The sequence below is a fragment of the uncultured Brachyspira sp. genome (assembly GCF_944390595.1).
Lineage (GTDB): Bacteria > Spirochaetota > Brachyspiria > Brachyspirales > Brachyspiraceae > Brachyspira.
Genome location: NZ_CALXRN010000182.1, coordinates 1 through 19,637 on the forward strand (window position 1 = coordinate 1; position 19,637 = coordinate 19,637).

Annotated in this window: 15 protein-coding genes and 2 pseudogenes; 6 read left to right on the plus strand and 11 right to left on the minus strand. The window is 28.1% G+C overall.

Going from position 1 to position 19,637, the window contains the following annotated elements; translation table 11 throughout:
• Together Q0J90_RS10525 and Q0J90_RS10530 are read left to right on the plus strand one after the other, a co-directional pair.
• Window positions 1-318, plus strand: a pseudogene (locus tag Q0J90_RS10525) (peptide ABC transporter substrate-binding protein); the annotation flags it as partial.
• Between the two features lie 134 nt (window positions 319-452).
• A pseudogene (locus Q0J90_RS10530) lies at window positions 453-2,034 on the plus strand (peptide ABC transporter substrate-binding protein).
• Window positions 2,035-2,068: 34 nt separating this feature from the next.
• Here Q0J90_RS10530 and Q0J90_RS10535 read toward each other — a convergent pair.
• From Q0J90_RS10535 to rpmH, 7 genes are all read right to left on the minus strand, one after another.
• Window positions 2,069-2,398: a rhodanese-like domain-containing protein gene (locus tag Q0J90_RS10535; protein WP_297277860.1), complete on the minus strand. Its 330-nt coding sequence runs from the start codon at window positions 2,396-2,398 to the stop codon at window positions 2,069-2,071.
• A gap of 68 nt (window positions 2,399-2,466) precedes the next feature.
• Window positions 2,467-4,110 (minus strand): GerMN domain-containing protein, encoded by a 1,644-nt coding sequence (locus tag Q0J90_RS10540; protein WP_297277861.1) that lies wholly within the window; start codon window positions 4,108-4,110, stop codon window positions 2,467-2,469.
• Window positions 4,111-4,240: 130 nt separating this feature from the next.
• Window positions 4,241-4,945: an RNA-binding cell elongation regulator Jag/EloR gene (gene jag, locus Q0J90_RS10545; RefSeq protein WP_297277862.1), complete on the minus strand. Its 705-nt coding sequence runs from the start codon at window positions 4,943-4,945 to the stop codon at window positions 4,241-4,243.
• Window positions 4,946-5,006: 61 nt separating this feature from the next.
• Window positions 5,007-6,860, minus strand: coding sequence for a YidC/Oxa1 family insertase periplasmic-domain containing protein (locus Q0J90_RS10550; RefSeq protein ID WP_297277863.1), 1,854 nt, complete (start codon window positions 6,858-6,860; stop codon window positions 5,007-5,009).
• A gap of 87 nt (window positions 6,861-6,947) precedes the next feature.
• Window positions 6,948-7,157: a membrane protein insertion efficiency factor YidD gene (gene yidD / locus Q0J90_RS10555; RefSeq protein WP_297277864.1), complete on the minus strand. Its 210-nt coding sequence runs from the start codon at window positions 7,155-7,157 to the stop codon at window positions 6,948-6,950.
• Between the two features lie 3 nt (window positions 7,158-7,160).
• Window positions 7,161-7,532 (minus strand): ribonuclease P protein component, encoded by a 372-nt coding sequence (gene rnpA / locus Q0J90_RS10560; protein ID WP_297277865.1) that lies wholly within the window; start codon window positions 7,530-7,532, stop codon window positions 7,161-7,163.
• A 28-nt stretch (window positions 7,533-7,560) separates the two neighbouring features.
• Window positions 7,561-7,704: a 50S ribosomal protein L34 gene (gene rpmH, locus Q0J90_RS10565; protein ID WP_008723263.1), complete on the minus strand. Its 144-nt coding sequence runs from the start codon at window positions 7,702-7,704 to the stop codon at window positions 7,561-7,563.
• Window positions 7,705-7,949: 245 nt separating this feature from the next.
• On the opposite strand from rpmH, the gene Q0J90_RS10570 reads away from it, so the two are divergent.
• Window positions 7,950-8,429: an ATP-binding protein gene (locus Q0J90_RS10570; protein WP_297277866.1), complete on the plus strand. Its 480-nt coding sequence runs from the start codon at window positions 7,950-7,952 to the stop codon at window positions 8,427-8,429.
• Window positions 8,430-8,440: 11 nt separating this feature from the next.
• On the plus strand, window positions 8,441-10,009 hold the full coding sequence (locus Q0J90_RS10575; RefSeq protein WP_297277867.1) for an ATP-binding protein: 1,569 nt from the start codon (window positions 8,441-8,443) through the stop codon (window positions 10,007-10,009).
• 80 nt (window positions 10,010-10,089) lie between these two features.
• On the opposite strand, the gene Q0J90_RS10580 is transcribed toward Q0J90_RS10575, so the two are convergent.
• The 4 genes from Q0J90_RS10580 to Q0J90_RS10595 all read right to left on the minus strand — a co-directional run bounded on the left by Q0J90_RS10580 (window position 10,090) and on the right by Q0J90_RS10595 (window position 16,217).
• Window positions 10,090-12,411 carry an ABC transporter permease gene (locus Q0J90_RS10580; RefSeq protein ID WP_297277868.1) on the minus strand — a complete coding sequence of 774 codons (2,322 nt, stop codon included), beginning with the start codon at window positions 12,409-12,411 and terminating at the stop codon, window positions 10,090-10,092.
• A gap of 32 nt (window positions 12,412-12,443) precedes the next feature.
• Window positions 12,444-13,151, minus strand: a complete 708-nt coding sequence (locus Q0J90_RS10585; RefSeq protein WP_028330419.1) for an ABC transporter ATP-binding protein — start codon at window positions 13,149-13,151, stop codon at window positions 12,444-12,446.
• A gap of 42 nt (window positions 13,152-13,193) precedes the next feature.
• Window positions 13,194-14,384 (minus strand): bifunctional phosphopantothenoylcysteine decarboxylase/phosphopantothenate--cysteine ligase CoaBC, encoded by a 1,191-nt coding sequence (gene coaBC / locus Q0J90_RS10590; protein ID WP_297277869.1) that lies wholly within the window; start codon window positions 14,382-14,384, stop codon window positions 13,194-13,196.
• A gap of 225 nt (window positions 14,385-14,609) precedes the next feature.
• Complete coding sequence (locus Q0J90_RS10595; protein ID WP_297277870.1) at window positions 14,610-16,217, minus strand: peptide ABC transporter substrate-binding protein; 1,608 nt, start codon at window positions 16,215-16,217, stop codon at window positions 14,610-14,612.
• 400 nt (window positions 16,218-16,617) lie between these two features.
• Between Q0J90_RS10595 and Q0J90_RS10600 the strand changes: the two genes are divergently transcribed.
• Window positions 16,618-17,364: a PhoH family protein gene (locus Q0J90_RS10600; protein WP_297204298.1), complete on the plus strand. Its 747-nt coding sequence runs from the start codon at window positions 16,618-16,620 to the stop codon at window positions 17,362-17,364.
• Between the two features lie 12 nt (window positions 17,365-17,376).
• Window positions 17,377-19,637, plus strand: a 2,261-nt coding sequence (locus Q0J90_RS10605; RefSeq protein WP_297277871.1) for an HDIG domain-containing metalloprotein, incomplete at its 3' end; no start/stop codon positions are given.

Consider the following 19,637-nt stretch of genomic DNA (forward strand, 5'->3'; position numbering starts at 1 on the left):
GATATGGGTTCTATGGCTTGGAATGCTGATTATAGAGATCCTATGACTATGCTTGATATAATGCTTACAGGAAATTCATTTAATTATGGCTTATACTCAAATCCAAGTTATGATCTATTAGTAAACAATGCTAAAAAAACTGCTGATGCTGCTGTTAGAATGAATTATATGATAGATGCTGAAAAAATATTAATAGATGATATGCCTTTCATTCCTTTATATCATAGATCATTTACTTTGATGGTTAGTCCGAAATTAAAAGGTATTGTATATAATGCTTTAGGAAAACATAAGTTTAATTATTGCTATGTAGAATAATATATATAATACTAAAAAATATATAAAGAGGGGCTTGATTAAAGCCTCTCTTTTTTTATTTAATTTATTGACAAATATTAATATTGTATATATAAATTAAATGTTAACATAATAATTTTATAACGGATAAGTATATGAAAAAAATAATCTATTTATTACTCATCACTATTCTATTAATATCTTGCGGAAGTAAGAAATCAAATGACAGTATAAGAGTTAGTATAGGAGCAGAACCTCAAAGCATAGACCCTTCATTTTTATCTGCTATTGACAGTATTATTTATGCTGTACATGTATTTGAAGGACTTACTACAAAAGATAAAGATAATAATATTGTAGGAGGGGCTGCTGAAAGCTGGGATATATCGGAAGACGGACTTAGTATTACTTTTCATCTTAGAGATAATGCCAAATGGTCTGACGGTAAGAATGTAGAAGCAAAAGAATTTGTATATTCATTTAGAAGACTTGCAGATCCTAAAACAGCATCTTCATATAGTTTTTTAATCACTCCTATAAAGAATGCCGCTAAAATAATGAAAGGAGAACTACCAACAGAAGAATTAGGTGTTGAAGCAATTGATGAAAAAACATTAATTGTTAATTTTGAAGCACCTACTGCATATTTTTTAGAATTAGCCTCTATACCTATATTTTCACCTTTACGTGAAGAGTTTATAAGCGATAATTGGACTTTTTCTCCTGATACATATATAGGCAATGGTCCTTATAAAATGACTGATAGAAAGCCTGATGAAATTATATCATTAGAAATAAATACAAACTATTGGAATAAAGATGCCATAGTAGCAAAAAAAATAGACTTTATAATGTTTTCTGATGTATCTACAGCTTATGCGGCATTAAAAGAAGGTTCAATATTATATTCATATAGAATACCAAATGCTGATATGGAGCTTTTAAAAGAAGAAGGATACTTAGTTATTACCCCTTCTCTTGGAACTGCTTATTATGCTTTAAATAATACAAATCAAGTTTTAAAAGATAAAAGAGTAAGAAGAGCTTTAGCATTAGCAATAGATAGGAATTACATTGTAGAAAAAATTACAAAGGGAGGAGAAATACCAGCTGCTGCATTTATACCTTATGGATTAAAAGATGTTGAAGGTGATTTTAGAGAAAACGGCGGAGGATATTACAGCATAAAAAAAGAAGATTATGCTTCAAATATAGAAGAGGCTAAAAAACTTTTATCTGAAGCAGGATACAGTAATGGAAACAACTTCCCTGTATTAGAGTTTAAAACTAATCCCGGTGCCGGAATCACAATAGCAGAAGCTATTCAGCAGATGTGGAAAGAAAATTTGAATATAGATATGACTATTACTCAAGAGGAATGGTCTGTATTTCAAAAAAATAGACAAACAAGACAATATGTAATTTGCAGGGCTGATTGGATAGGAGATTATCTTGATCCTATGACTTTTGCAGATATTTTTGTAAGCAGCAGTGCAGGAAACAGAGTCGGATATAATAATCCTAATTATGACAAACTTATATCAGAAGCTAAAAACACTATGGATAACAATATAAGAGAGCAATATGCATAAAGCCGAAGACATGCTTATAGGAGAAGATATGGCTTTTATACCAATTTATCATTACACTTCTCCTTCTATGCAAAATCCTAAACTTAAAAATGTTTCCGTTGATACTTTAGAAATAAGAACATTTTTCTATTCATATATAGAATAAAAAATATATAAGCTAGTATTTAATTTTATGAATACTAGCTTTTAATATCTTTTAAAGCAATAGCAAGCTGACTATAACCCGCATTCTTTAAATTGTAAATTTTTAAAAATCCATTTTTATCCATATACATAGCAAGAAGCCCGGATCTCTCCCCGCTTGCACAATAAAGTAAATACTTTTTTTCTTTATCCAATTTTAATATTATTTCATCAAAATTGGAATTATTTACTATATCCACTACTATGCTTCCAGCTATAGTGCCTGTCATTTCTATTTCCATATCACTTCTTGTATCTAACAATTGAATATCATCATTAGATCTTATCAATTCAATAGCTTCTTGAAGATTAACTGATTTCAACATTTGAATTTATCCTTTATTTGTATATGTGATTGAGGATTATATCACAATAAAAATAAATATCAATAAAATTATTGGAATCTTCCGAAAGGCATATTCTCTATAGCACCTTCAGCACCTATAGTTTCATTTAGCTGACCATTTATTAAAAATATAACATTATCTATATCTTTAAATTGAGTAGCAGTATATACAAATTGGTAAATCTGCACCATAGTACCGTCATTGCCTAAAGGATTAAATTCAAAATCTTCATTGAAGTTTAAATACACTGTATTGCCTTCTACAAATATATCTAATAATTCTGTACCTTTAGGTATGCAGCTTATAATATTTCTTCTATTTTCATCATCAGTAGCACCATTAAGCAATTTTCTTATGGCCTCTTCAATGGATGAACTATTATTAAATTTTCTCTCTCTAAATATTAATGTTATAGAACCTGTATTTTCATTGTATTCAACTAAATATATTCCTTCTTCATTAGATTTTAATTCTCTTTCGTTTAAATCTCTAGTTATGCTGTTATTGGCTTTTCTTATATTATAATTGTATATATCATTTTGAGCCTTCTGCATAATATCTTTTTTATCCGCATTATTTATTATTCTAGTATTTTCTTTTACTAAATTATTATTATTAATATTATTATTTTCACGTTTTATATTATTAGCTTTTGATGAAGGGTTAACCATATCATTTATTACTCTGTCATAATCAATATTAGATTTATCCAAAGAATTTGTAATGCTATAAACAGAACCTTGAATTAATTGCTTTCTATCGCTTGATAGATTATTATTATCAGCTCTTTTTACTTGATTATTTATTACTCTTTCTGCAGTATTTTCTTTTAAATAATCATTTATATTAAAATCATATTCTTTACTATTATTATTTTCTTTATATTCATTTTGTTTATCTGTATTTATATAGCTTGGAGGCTTACTGCTATAAGTTGTAGTTGAAGAAGGCTTCATTGTTGTTACTTCTCTTTTAGTGTTCTGCTTAGGCTTTAAAATATCGCTGAATATTCTATTTTCTTTTTGCGTATTGTTAGAAACATCTGTACTATTTTCTGTATTACTTTTTTTATCTTCGGAACCTCTATTTTCTAATATCATCTGTTCTAAATAATTCTGAGGTTTAGTATATTCATTATTAGCTGCTTTATCATCAGTATTATTTCTATTTGAAAACAAAACAGAATCATGATTATCACCATAATCTATATAATCACTGTCATACAAAATAGAATTATTACTTCCGCTATTATTAAAGAATGGAAGCAGAGATTCTCTAGTTATTATATTTGAATTAGTAGGAATACTATTATCTAAATTATCTAATGCAGCTTCTATTTTTGAATTAGTTTCATAAGTCATAATAGATAAAGTTTCATTGGTATCAGTTTTTATAAAGAAGTTAAATAAAGGTATTTTATTTAAAAAAGTCATTTTATCAGTATCTTCCTGCATACCGTCGCTTTCTAAAGCTAAAGCTTCCCTGTGATTAATGCTGAAAAAATCTTTTACAGCTATATTAACCATAGGCGAATATTTTTTTACAACAGAAAATATAACAGCTACTATAACAATAAAAGCAATAGAAATAATTAATGGTTTTTTTAAATTTATTTCTTTACTTTCATTTCTTATTTGTCTTGTATACGTTATACCTTTAGATTTAGCTTTTAACTGCTCGTATCTTGGCACTTTATCACACTCCAAAGAATTATGTACTATTTATTATTATCGATAAAAAAGAGAATGCTATTAGAGAATTTATTTGTTACAAAAAAAGGAGGCTTTATACAGCCTCCTTAAACATTATTTTTTACACATATTATCTATTTTTGTAATATGATGATTTATGATATCTGCCTCTGTCATTATATCTTTTATTATATCCGCCTTTTCTTTTTGAATAGACTTTTACACTTCTATATGGAGGATCTCCGTCGCTTTTAGTTTCAACATCCTGATCATTTTGTAATTCCAAATGTATAATTCTTCTTTCATAAGGCGACATTGGATCTAAAGCAACAACTCTTCTAGTTTTCTTAGCCTGCTGAGCAGCCTGACGTGCTATATGCTTTAAAGTCTCTTCTCTTCTCTCTCTATAACCATCAACATCTAATATAATATGTCTTTCATTATCATCGCTGAATTTTTTTGAAGCTATTAATGATATAATAAATTGTAAAGCCTCTAAAGTAGCACCTTTTTTACCTATTAATACGCCGGAATCTTCTGTAGAAATATTGATATATATTCTTTTCTCACTTTCTTCCTTAGCAGTAACTTCCGCATCAACACCAATATATTTTAATATATTGGATACTATAGACTGAAATTCTCCTAAATTTGTAGAAATCTCTTCATAATAAACACGTATAATAGTAGGTGATTCTTCACCTAATCCAAATAAATTACGTTTACCCTTATCTATTACCTCAATTCTAACCTGATCCTCTGTAAGATTAAGTTCTTCTAGTGCCTTACTAATAGCTTCTTTTTCTGATTTACCGCTAAACTCTTTTACTAACATATATAACTCCTTATCTATAAGATAGAATAATATTTTTATATTATTCTTAATTTGTTAAAAATCATTTCCTTTTTCTTTTCTTCTTTTTGGCATTCACTTTTACTTCCTCTTCAACTGTACTATTAGCTTTAGTGTTATCCAATTTGGATGTTATAAACTGCTGAATAACACCGAATATATTTTGTGCTGTCCAATATAATGCAAGTCCGCTTGCGAAGTTATAGAACATAAACAGCATCATAAGAGGGAAAATGGTTGTCATCATTTTCATCTGAGCAGCAGCAGCTCCTGTAGTTCCTGATGAAGATGAAGGCTGAAGTTTCATACTCAAATAACTTGTTACAGCCATAACTATAGGAAATAGGTTAAAGTTCAATCCTCCCAATATAGGTATGCTTGCTGGAAATACGAATAACTTATCTGGAGAAGAAAGGTCTGTTATCCATAAAAACGGAGTATTCCTTAATTCCACCATAGACTGCATAAGATAGAAAAATGCTATAAGAAGAGGGAATGGCAAAAGCATAGGAAGACATCCGCCTAATGGATTTATTTTCTCTTTTTTGTATATAGCCATTATCTCAGCATTTAATTTTTCCGGATTATCTTTATACTGCTCTCTTATATGCTCTATTTTCGGATTAACCAACTGCATTTTCTTCATAGATTTATAAGAAGCATTGTTCAATGGGAAAGTTACTATCTTAAATATCAATGTAAATAATATTATAGCCCAAGCATAATTATTAGTTACATTATATAAAGCATTCAAAATAATATTCAATACATATATAAATGGTCTTAAAATATATTCTCCAAATATTGATTCATAAGATTCAGCAGCATAATAATCAGAAAAAATACTTCTAACCTTAGGTCCCATATACACAGAATACTCATCTGTTATAGAAGAACCTTTTTGAATATTATGTTTAGAAACTAAATTAGCTAAATGAAAGTCATTTCTATATTCATTGCTGGAAGGTTTTGAAAAAGTCATAGTTTCAAAAACTGTATTATTAGAATCTGCCGGAGATGAAATTATAGCAAAATATCTGTTATTTAATGCTACCCATTTATCTTCTCCTTCATACATATTATATCTCATTTGATTAGTTTTAATTCCTCTGCTTGAAGAACCGAATAATCTTGTAAAAATATTATCCTTTACTATATCGCCTGTGAGAAGTATTTTAGATTTTCCATTTCCTTTTATTAAATACTGAGCTTTAGTAGCATCTTCTCTAATAGAATTTTTATCTGTTCTATACGGCCCTATACCTGTACCTAAAAAATATGAATAAAACATATTCAAATCTTTTTCACCAATATTTTCTATTTTTACAGAATTTTTTAATTGATAAGGATTTTCGCCGAAATTAAAAGTTTTAGTAATTCTAACAGCAGTACCGTCAATAATAGTTTCAGCAGCATAACTGACAGATTTATCATTTTCAGAAACTAATTCATATCTTAAATTTTCTGGTACAGCAATGGAATTAGAAAGATTTTGGAATGTTACAGTAAAAGGATATATATCTTCATAAACTTGTTCTACCATATCAATAATTTCATTAGTATAATCTCTTCCTAAATCCTGAGGATAATAATTTTTCAATTTATAAGAATATAATGAACCATTTTCAAAAGTTGCTATGACATATTCATTTTCTAAAATTTTTTTTGTATCTGATACAGCATTTGTATTTTCTATTTGAACAACTTTCTGCATTTGATCAGTATTTAACAATGGATTTACATTATTTGCTTTATTTGTGCTATTTACATTATTTGAATTCGTATTAGTATTTGAATTATATACAGGCTTAATTGTCTTAGCCTGATAGAACATGTATAGAAACAATATTATAGCCGAAAGCCCTATTGCTATAACCATTCTTTTATTATTGCTCATAAACTATTTAAGCTCCTTAATCAATTATAAAATACAATAACCCCATAATAAGCAATTAAAAAATGAATATGGCTAGCGTATAAAAAATCATGGCACAGGGTCATAGATTTTTTTTGCTAGAGGATTACATCTAAGTACTCTGGCAACCGCAAGAAAACTGCCTTTTATAGCTCCGTGTTTTATAACCGCTTGTTTAGCATATTCTGAACATGAAGGTATAAATCTGCAAGAAGGCCTTAAATAAGGCGAAACAGCCTTTTGATAGATAAAAATCAAGAATAAAAGAACATTTTTCATAATTTAAACCTTCTGAAAGAGTTTAAGCAAACCCTTTCTGCAATTATTAAATGAATAGGAATGACTGTCATCAAATCTATTAATAATAATGAAGTAATCATATCCAACTGGAATTTTACTCTTTTCTAATCTGTATACTTCTCTTACAATTCTTTTAGCTTTATTTCTATACACAGCATTAGCTTTATTCTTTTTAATGGTCACAGCAAATCTAGAATATGAACGATTATTCTTTAATAGAAAAATAGTATAATAGAAATTACTTAATCTCTTGATACTATATTTTTTATTAAAGAATACTGATATATCATTTCTAAGTTTTAATCGTTCTTTATTATATAATTTTAATGAGTATTCCTTATCACAGTTTTCCATAAGTACTGTTTGTCATTGCTTAATTATTTTACTCATCGGCAGCTGTTAAGCGGTATCTGCCTTTTCTTCTTCTGCGTTTCAAGACATCACGTCCATGTTTAGTTGCCATACGTTTGAAAAAACCGAATTTTCTTGCACGACGCAACTTACTTGGCTGATAAGTTCGTTTCATTTTGTCTCCTTAAAGATTTGTATTTTATCTTTATTAAAAAAAATTTTAAATGCAAATATATTGTTTTCATTGTACTTCATAATAATTCTTTTGTCAAGTACATAATAAAACTTAGTATTTATTATAAAAGCATTATTTTATATATTTTCACATATAAAACTACTTTATGTTAAACAAGATAAAATTATAAATTTGATATTATATTATTATAATGATATAATACTAAAAAAATTATAGGTAAAATTGTGAAAGAATATATTCTTGAAAATAGATTAGAAGATATAACCCCTATTATAGAAAATATATGCCATGAAATAAAAAAATATATTAAAAATGATGAAATAGACCTATTTGCCGCAGCACTATATGAAGTTATAATGAATGCAATAGAACATGGAAATTTAAATATATTATATGAGATGAAAAAAGAATGGTTAAAAAAGAATATATACAATAAAAAATTAAAAGAACTTTTAAAAACAGATAGAGCAAAACAAACACATGTAGAAATTTCATTAGAAATCGAAAAAAATGGAATAATCATAAATATCAAAGATCAAGGTTCAGGTTTTAAACCTAAAAAAGAAATGAAAAAAATAAGTAATGAGGGATTTGCCAGAGAAAACGGAAGAGGAATGATGATGATTAAATCATATTTTGATGAAGTTAAATATAATAAAAAAGGCAATTCTGTAACATTAACAAAATATTTAAAAAATGAATAAGAGTCTATACTATGGATAATAATGACAATAAAAATCTTAAAAAGAACATCAAAACTGTAAAAGATACAAAATTTTTCCATAAATCCCCGCCTATTAAATTGGATACAGGATTTGTTAATTTGGAAAGATTTGTTGCTATAAATGAATATGATGACGGCAGTTTTTCGAGAGAATATAATTGCGATATAATTAATAGAAAAGGACGCGATGCTGTCATAATAGTGCCGTATGCATATATAGACAATCAAATAAATGTACTTATGATTAGCACATTCAGGCCTGTTGTTTATTACAGAGAAAAGGTAATGACAGAAAAAAATCCTGAGAATATAGATGAGCATATAATGAAATTTTTAGAGTTTCCAGCTGGTATGCTTGAAGAAGAAGAAATGAATGATAAAAATCCAAATCAAGGCGTAAAAAAATGTGCTCAAAGAGAACTTGAAGAAGAAACCGGATACTCAGTGCCTTTAAAAAATATAAATGTACTTGGTCATAGATATTACAGTTCATCAGGAATCATCACAGAGAGAATAAATATTGCAACATGCGATATAACCGGAATAGTTCCAAAAAAAGATATAAAAACTGACGGCTCAGTTATGGAAGAGACTATAGAATCTTTTTTTGTTCCTTTTAATAAAGCTATAGAATGGTGTAAAGAAGGTATAATAAAAAATGCCGGAACTGAAATAGGACTTAATAGACTTTATTTTTCAATACTATATGAACATCAAAAAAACCACAATTTAATACTTCAAAAAAGGCTTCATACACTTTTAAACGAAATTAACTCGCTTAAAAAAAGTGCTGAACATTATAATAAACTTATAAGAGAGTTTAAAGCCACTGTTTCGCATGAACTTAGACATCCTTTTACTGAAATTATGGGATACATTAATTTATTAAAAAAGAATAATATAACAGAAGAAAGAAGAGAAGAGGCATTTAACATTGTTTCAAGAAGTGTAAAAAAATTGTATGATACTAATAATAATTTAATACAAATTGCACTTAAAGATGATGAAAATTCAAAATATGTATCAGAATTTAATGTGGAAGATGAAATTAATATAATAGTTGAAGGATACAAATTTATATACCCTAAAGACATAAAAATTGAAATAAATATAGAAAAAAACTGTTCTATTCTAATAGGATACCATGAAAGATTTAGACTTATCATGGAAGGTATTATATCAAATGCATTTAAGTTCACAAAATCAGGTACTATATCTATTAATGTCAGAACTCTTGATACAATAGAAAAAAAGGCTTTGGATTTCTCTCCGGATTTATTTAACTATCATACAATGCAAAACATAATACCTAATGAAATAGAAATAATGGTAAAAGATACAGGAAAAGGAATAAAACAAAGCCAATTAAAAAAGATATTTATACCATTTTATCAAGGTGATTCAAGATTTGAAAGAGAGTACGGCGGTATAGGAATAGGACTTTCTGTTGTAAAAGATTTGCTTGATACTATGCAGGGAGCTATAAATATAGATAGCTCTGAAGGTGCAGGTACTATAGTAAAATTAAGAATGCCTTTCGGAATACCTGCAAAAAATTAATTTTATATTAAAATTATACTAGCCGCTTACAATTTTATAAGCGGCTAGTTTTTTATACAAGAACAAAGTAAAATCACATATTATTCTTCTCTGTCTTTTAATCCTTCAACCATATCTAATTTATTTATATAATGAGAACTCATAATAGATACTAATAATATTACAGTAATCAATAAAATTATAGCAAGAGCATAACTTGATTCATATACATGAGGAACAAATGAGAATAATTTGCTGGAAAATGGTCCTTTTACTAAATATAATATTCCATATCCTGCAGCTATTCCCAAAGGTATGGATACTATAACCTGAGTAATAGTTTCTTTCAATGAAGCTATCATTATTTCTTTTGTAGTATATCCCATAACCTTAAGCAATGTGAACTCGTATCTTCTTGTTGCAAGCGTAATTACACCTACACCATAAAGAGATGTAGCACCAAGCAGGAATGCTATAAATATGAGTATTTGTACAAGAAGGTATATTGTTGCTATTTGATTCTTATATGCCTCATATTCATCATTTCTAAAACTATAATAAGATACTTCTTTGCTATCATCTAATATATCTTTTAAATTTGAAATAGGAGTATTATTTGTTGTTGTAATGAATAAAGTATTATAAACATCATTAATATCAAATGTTTCCTCAGCAAAATCTTTATTCATATAAACATAAAACATACCCTGCTGATCCACAAATTTACTTACTTTAACACGTCTTGATATGCTGTTTCCAAGAGTATATAATTCTACACCTATATAATCATTTTCTTTAACTTTCAATTTATCAGCTAAATATTTAGGAAGCATAACAGAATCTTCCATATTCTCATTATCAGGTATATCAAGTGAAGAAAAACTATCTTTATATATAAGAGTAGGTATATATAAACTATCAGCATCATCTCTAAATGCAGGATAAATTCTAGACTGATAAATAGCAGCCTTATCAAAGTATTGTATGCTGCGGTTTGTTACTATATCAGAATTATTTTCCCATTTAACAGGATTTACTGTTGCTGTAGCATCATACAAAGCAAATTTTTCATAAAGAGTATATAAAAAATAGTCAAAAGAATTATTAAATCCTTGTGCAAACACTGTCATACTAATAGCAGCAAACATCCCCCAAAGAGAAGCTAAATATCTAGTTTTGCTCCTTGAAGCATTTTTAATAGCATATCTTGTATTAAAAGAAAATTTATTCCATATTTTTAATTTCTCTATTAATGTTTTTCCGCCGCCTTTAGGAGGCTCTCCTCTCATAGACTGAGCAGGATTAAGCTTCAATATTGATAAAGCAGCTAAAAGATTTGAGAATATACATACAAGCAATATTATTAGTGTAGCTATAATCCACAAATCTATATAAACATTATATTTGAAATTAGGCATATCAAATATATTTCCAAGTGCTTTAAATATAGGAGGCAAAAGAAACTTACTTGCTATAAAAGCTAAAAGTATACCAAAAAAAGACACTAAGAAAGAATATTTTATATACATAAACATTATAGAGAAATCTGTAAGTCCTATAGCCTTCATTATACCAATTTGTTTTCTTTCAACAGCAACATTTCTTCTTTGTATTATATAAAGCAAAAGTATAGCCATAAATAAAAGTATTGAAGGACATATATAAGAAAAAGAATCTATTTGAAGCAATGTCTGTTCATAATTCACATAATTAACAGACTGCTCTCTATCTGTGAAGAAAAATATTTTTTGTTTTAACTTCGTTCTTATTAAGTTTTCAACATTTTTTTTATCAGCATTTTCTTCATATTTTATATAAATAGAATTATAAGGTATATAATTAAAATTATCTTCACTAATTTCTATAACAGCAAAATCTTTAGCCTCAGAAGCTGTACTTGCACCATCTTTAAAAAGAAATACATAATTAGGATAAGACACTAATGCAGCTATAATAAAAGAATTAGTTTTATCATTATACACTAATTCAACAGTATCCCCAAGTTTTAAAGAATTAGCAACAGCAAAATTTTTATTTATAGCTATTTCATTAGTTTTTAATTCAGTGCTTCCTTCATATACAAAAGGCTTATTTATTCTATTATCGCTGTTGTCTGTTCCATAAATAATAGCATCAATATTATTTATTTTTCCTTGGAATCTATGCTTAGCCTCTACCTTAGCAATACCATTTATTTCTTCTAATGTATCTATATCATTAGTATTAAACATTCCGAATAAAACTAAATCATCAAGTATATTATTTTCAAAATAATTTTCTGCTGATAATTTAAAATCTCTATACACTGTTTTTACAGCAACAAAGAAAAGAACCGCAAGCGTTACTATAAACACAGCCGACATAAATATAGCTAATTGCTTATTAATTTTTCTGAATAAAAGTTTAGTTTTTATATTTACCATTATTTATCATCTTATCCATTATTTAATTATTATTACCACTCTATATCTTCCGGATTTAGAGGATTTTCAACATCATATCTATCAATAACTTCTCCGCTTAATATTTTTACAACCGTATCAGCCATTTTAGCTATTTCCTTACTATGAGTTATTAATACAATACTAGTTCCTAAATTTATATTCAAATCTCTAAGTATTTTTAAAGCCATAACACCTGTTTTATTATCCAATGCTCCAGTAGGCTCATCGCATAAAACAACTTTAGGCTTCTTAGCTATAGCACGTGCAATACTTACCCTCTGCTGTTCACCGCCTGATAATTCTGTAGGATAATGTTTTACCCTATTCTCAAGACCTAATAATTTCAAAGCCTCCGCAGCATTATCACGTGAAAGCCCTGTTATCTCTGTTGAAAACTCTACATTTTCTATAGCAGTTAAATTCGGAAGTAAATTATAGCTTTGAAAAACAAAACCTATATTTTCTCTTCTGAACTTAGCCAACTCTTTATTGCTGTAATGAGAGATATCCTCTCCTAAAAACAATACTTGTCCGCTGCTTGGCTTGTCCAAAGCACCCAATATATTAAGCAAAGTACTCTTACCTGAACCGCTAGGTCCTAGTATAGCTGTAAGTTTTCCTTCTTCTATTGTAAGATTAACTGATTTCAATGCCTGAGTGGCACCGCCTCCATGTCCGTAAACCTTACTGATTTCTTTTATTTCATAAAGATAACTCATCAATCAAACCCGCCATTAAAAATTCTTTTTTTATACTATATATTATAGCTGTTTTTTCTTCCATTCCTCAACAGCAATACTTACTATCTCTCTTGCACATTCTTTTTTGCTTAAAACAGGAAAGTCTCTGCATCTTCCATCTTTAAAAATAATAGTTATTTTATTAGTATCTTTCCCTATAGCATCCTTTATATTATTAGCAACTATCATATCAGCACCTTTTCTATTCATCTTATCAACAGCATAATTTTTTAACTCCTCTTCATTTTCTGCAGTTTCAGCAGCAAAAGAAACTATCAATGTATTTTTTCTTTTTTTATCAATAGTAGATGCAAGTATATCATCATTAGCAATTAATTCTATATTATTTATATTTTGTTTTTTTACTTTTTTATCATAAACTGCAGATGGTCTGAAATCCAAAGGAGCTGCCGCCATAAGAAGTATATCTGTATTAGGAAGTTCATTTAATACACTATCTTGCAAATCTTTTGTAGTATCAACTTTTATTTTTTTGTCTTTAGATGATACAGATAAATAGTTATTAACTTCACCCTCTATATATGTAGATACTCCCCCATGCATATATATCTCTTCATATAAAGAAGCACCCATTTTACCGCTTGAATTGTTAGTTATATATCTTATAGGATCTATCCATTCTTTAGTAGCACCGGAAGTTATTGTGAATCTTATATTATCATATTCATTAGAAGTATTTGTTATCTTTTTTATTATTGTTTCTATATTTGCCAGTCTCCCTACTCCGTCATCCTTACAAGCCATACTTCCTTTTTCAGGCTCTATCAATTCATATCCTAAATCTTCTACCATATACTTTACATTTTTCTGTGTTACCTTATTAAGCCACATATACGGATTCATAGCAGGAGCAAAATATTTTTTATTCGTATATGCTAGAGCTATAGTACTGATACTGTCATCACATATACCATTAGCTATTTTACCTATCATATTGGCATCTGCTGGTGCTATAAGCATAATATCTGTTTTTTTATTTATATTTATATGTACAAGAACATCATCATCTTTCCATAAGTCCGTTATAACATGATTGCCGCTCATAGTTTCTAAAGCCTTTACTCCAACCATATTCTCAGCATTTTTTGTAACAGCACAAATAACTTCATGCCCTTGTTTCTTTAACATACTAACTAACATTGGAGTTTTATATGCAGATATAGAACTAGTTATTGCAAGCAAAATTCTCATAATAGTATAATTTTAATAATATCCTTAATTGAACTTTATAATTAAACAATTATATACTACTATAAATAAAAAAAATAGTCTATATATTTTTTATAATTTTTTTATTTTTTATTTTTACATATACAAGTCTTAAAATATAAAATTATTTAATTTTCAATAAAAAAGAGCAAAGATTATATAATAATCAATGCTCTCTATTTACTTATTATAATAAAATCTGCTTAATTATTCTTTATAAGCATAAGTAAATTTATGCATAGATAAAGCATCATAATAAACATCTTTTAGTTTAGGCGAAACTAGCAATGGTTCTGTATAAAAATACATAGGAACTACAGCAAAACTATTTACGAGCAGTTCTTCCGCCTTATGCATAGCTTCCATTCTCACTTTTTGATCGCCTGTAGTCAAAGCTGTTTGAATATAAGCATCATACTGAGCATTACTATAAGAACTATAATTATTTGGAGAATAACTTGTATATAAAGCTAAGAAGTTTACAGGATCATTAAAATCACCAAACCATCCTCCGCGGCACATAGTTAAATTTTTATCATATCTTGTCTGCAAAAATACAGCCCATTCTTCTTGAACTATTTTAGTATCTATTCCTAAATGTTCTTTCCACATCTGCTGTACTGCTTCAAATATAGAAATATGGAATCCCGGATCTGCTTTAAACTCAAAAACAGGGAAACCTTTTCCATCAGGATATCCGGCTTCTGCCATTAATTTTTTAGCTTCTTCTACATTTTTTTGATAATTCTCAGGACTTATATCAAAAAATCCTCCGCCGTTCTCTCTAAAACTTCCTTCAGCATCATTTACACCATAAGGTACAAAAGCATTAGCAGGAGTTTCTCCGCCTTTAGTAACCTGTTCCACTATATAATTTCTATCTATTGCTAAAGCTAAAGCCTTACGAACTCTAACATCTTTCAATACTTCATTTGTAGTATTGAAACAATAGAAATATGATGCAAGCATAGGCTTAATTTGCAATAATCCTTCTTCTTTTAAAGTAGGAATATCTTGTGTAGGCAATATTTTAGAAAAATCTATAGAACCTTCTTTTATTCCTGCAACTGAAGCTGTTTCATTTTGCATAAGTATAAATTTTAACTGCTCAGGTACAACTTCTCCTGCATTCCAATAATTAGTATTTTTTACCATTATAATACTTTCATCCTGATTAATTTCAGCAGCAACAAAAGGACCATTTCCTATATATGTTTCAGCCTTCAAACTCCAGCTATCTCCGTACTGATCAACTATGTCCTTTCTAACTGGGTAGAATGTAGGAAAAGCAACTAAGTCTAAGAAATAAGCTGTAGGTGCTTCTAAAGTTACCTCTAATGTATAATCATCTATAGCTTTAACGCCTAGAGAATCAACAGGCATTTCCCCAGCAGTTATTGCTTTTGCATTCTTTACTGGCTCATGCTGGAAACTATATTGGCTTCCAACTGCAGGGTCTACTACTCTCTGCCAGCTGTAAACAAAATCTCCTGCTGTTACTGGCTTTCCGTCAGACCATTTTGCATTTGTTCTTAAATGAAATATATATCTAGTTCCATTATCAAACTCTTCCCAGCTCTCAGCTGCACCGCCTACTATTTTGCCTTCTTTAGATTTTGTAGTAAGTCCTTCAAAAGCATGCATTACATAATAACATGCATCCAATGCTGTATTAAGACTAGGGTCTATTGTTTTCGGCTGCGGTCCTGCATTTATAGTGATAACATTTTTATTATCTTTGCTACCGCTTCCTCCGCAGGATATCATAATAAATGACATTGCTGCAAAAAACAATATAAATATACGCTTACTCATTTTATGTACTCCGATTATTATAGTTTTGATTATTATATAATGCCAGTAATTACTGTCAATAATATTTAATATTTATTAGTAAATTTAATTAATTAAAAGTATTAGATTTTTTTTTATATATATTGACAATACATATAATTTTGTATACTATTATAGATATAATTTATAATTTAATGAGATATAAAGGAAAAATACAATTAATAAAAAAATATTAGATAATAAAGTTAAATTTAAAGATAATGAATCTTTTATTTCAATATGCGGTATAAATGATAAAAATCTTGAAATATTAGAGGATAAATTTAATGTTTCAATATACCCTAAAGGAAATGAATTAACCATAGAAGGCGATTCAAATAAAATAGAAGATACTTTAAAAGCTTTATATACATTAAAAGATTTGTATAATTCTTCTGCTGAAATAACAGAGCAAAAAGTAGCAAGCATAGCAGATAATATACATAAAGATAAAGAAAGCCAATTAATATCAATGCGTATAAAACTGCCTTATCTAGGCAGAAATATAGAAATGAAAACAATATCGCAAGGGGAATATCTATATAAAATGCAAATAAATGATATAGTATTCTCTACTGGGGCTGCTGGTACTGGAAAAACTTTTCTCTCAGTTGCTTATGCTATAAATTTATTAGCGGAAGGCAAAATAGAGAGAATAATCATAACAAGACCTGTTGTAGAAGCTGGGGAGAGTTTAGGCTATTTGCCGGGGGATTTTAAAGAAAAAATTTCTCCGTATATGCGTCCTATCTATGATTCCTTATATAGTCTTCTATCAAATGATATAATATCAAGATATACAGAAGAAGGTAAAATTGAAGTTGCTCCTCTTGCATATATGAGAGGAAGAACTTTAAGCAAGGCTTTTATAATTCTTGATGAAGCACAAAACACAACTATATCACAAATGAAAATGTTTTTAAGCAGAATAGGAGAAAAGTCAAAGGCTATTATTACAGGAGATATTTCTCAAAGCGATTTGCCTAAGGATATAGAATCAGGACTTAAGCATGCTTTAAAAATATTAACTAATATAAAAGGTATTGGTTTTCATCATTTTGAAAAGAAGGACGTTATAAGACATTATTTAGTTTCTAAAATATTAGAGGCTTATGAAAATAATAATTAAGGGTATTTTATTATGAACACGAATAAAAAAATAATGAAATCAGTTATAAATAAAACTCCGAATATAGAAAGAATTTTTCAGGCTGTAATAGCTGTATTAATGTATGCTTTTACATTATTTTTAGTTTTTCCTAATTATATGCAAAAAGCAGATATACCTCCTGTTGGAAATATAGTTACAGAACCTTTAATAATAAAGCGTAATGTGAGATATGAAAATAAAGCAGAAACAGATAAAATAATATATTATGCTAAATCCGCTGTAGCACCTATATTTGATATGCCTAAAAATATAGAATATGAAACTATATCTAAAATAAGCAATATGTTTTCTTTTATTAGAATATCTTATGACAATAACGTTCCAATAGAAGATATGTACAATGAGTTTTTAACAAAATATAATGAGCCTATAAATAAATCTGTATTTTCAAATGCAGTGATTAATGATCTTAATATAGGTTATGAAAATAAAGTTATAGAAATAGTAAAAGAATTATTCGATATAGGTATAATATCAAGAGAAAATTTAAACTCAGATACATTAAGTTTGATATTAGATAATGGAATATTTTTATACAGATTTGATAATTATATCGTAGAAGAGAGAGTGCTTCCAAAAAATAGAGTATTCTTTTTAGAAGATTTAAGAATGGAGCTGCCTTCTATAGTAGGAGCAAAATATAGAAACTTAAACATTAATCATATAAATACTATATCTTCTATAGTTAATGCTTTTTTACGAGATAACTTAATATACAACTCTGCAAAAACAAAAGAAAAAATGGATGATGTATCTTCTTCCATACAGCCTGTATATAACACAATTAAAAAAGGATTCCAAATACTAAAAGTTGGAGAAAGAGTTACAGAGGATAAATATGAATTAATAAGATCATTATTCGGAAACAATTTTGAAAGCTATAATGTATATATATTATTAGGTCAGGCATTATTCATACTGCTTATATTTATATCGCTTGGATATATTATTTTTAAATATAAAATTCCTTTTTATATACATTTAAAGAATTATATATTGTTTTCTATAGAATATGTATTAATATTATCTATTACATACATTTTCCATAATCATATATCATACATGCTGCCTCATTATATACCATTTTATATATACACTTTTATACCAATGTTTGCTATGATTAATTCGCTTCTTGGTGCAAGAAAAGGCATATCTTCTATAATCACATTATGTATAACCATATTAGCTGCAAACGTTGCTCAGGCTAATTTGTTTGAAACATCTTCATTATTTATAATATCTATATGCGTATCAATATTATCTAAAAAAATAAACAGCAGAAATGCAGTTTTATGGATAGGATTTTATATAGGAATATATTTAAGCATAATGTCATTGATAGGAATGCTTTTAGATAATAACATGAATATAAATTATTTAACTTTTGTATTAGCATTTGCAAGCGGATTTATTCAGGCAATATTAGTTATGATATTTTTACCTATATGTGAATATATGCTTGAAACAGCAACTATATTCAGGCTTCAGGAACTTGCTGACTTAAATAATCCTCTTCTTAGACAGCTGCAGATGAATGCTCCGGGAACTTATCACCATTCTATAACTATGGCTAATTTAGTTGAAACAATAGCAGAAGAAATAGGAGAAGATGCAAGACTTGCATGCGTATCTGCATATTACCATGATATAGGAAAGATGGAAAACCCTCTCTATTATATTGAAAACTCTAATATAAACGATAACAGGCATAAAAAATTAAAACCTACATTATCTGCTTCAATAGTAAAAGCACATATAAGATTAGGTGTTGAAATAGCAAAAAAATACAGACTGCCTAAAGAGGTTATTGCTGCTATTAAAGAACATCATGGTACAAGTTTAATAAAATATTTTTATGTAGAAGCACTCAAAGAAAATCCTGAAGTTGATATTAATTTGTTCACATACCCTGGTCCTCGTCCTCAGTCTAAAATTACAGCTATTTTAATGATATTAGACTCCATAGAAGCTGCAAGCAGAAGTTTAGATTCTCCAAAAAGAGAAGATTTAGAGATGTTAATAGAGCATATTGTAGATGATAAAATGTCCCATGGCGAATTAAATGACAGCGGATTAACATTAAAAGATATAGAAATTATAAAAAGAATATCATTCCAAAAAATAATAGTTTCTTTGCATGAAAGAATAAAATATCCTGAACTTCCTGATGAAAAAAATGAACGAGAGGAAAAAGAAGCCAAAGAGATTAAGGATAATAAAGAAAACAAAGA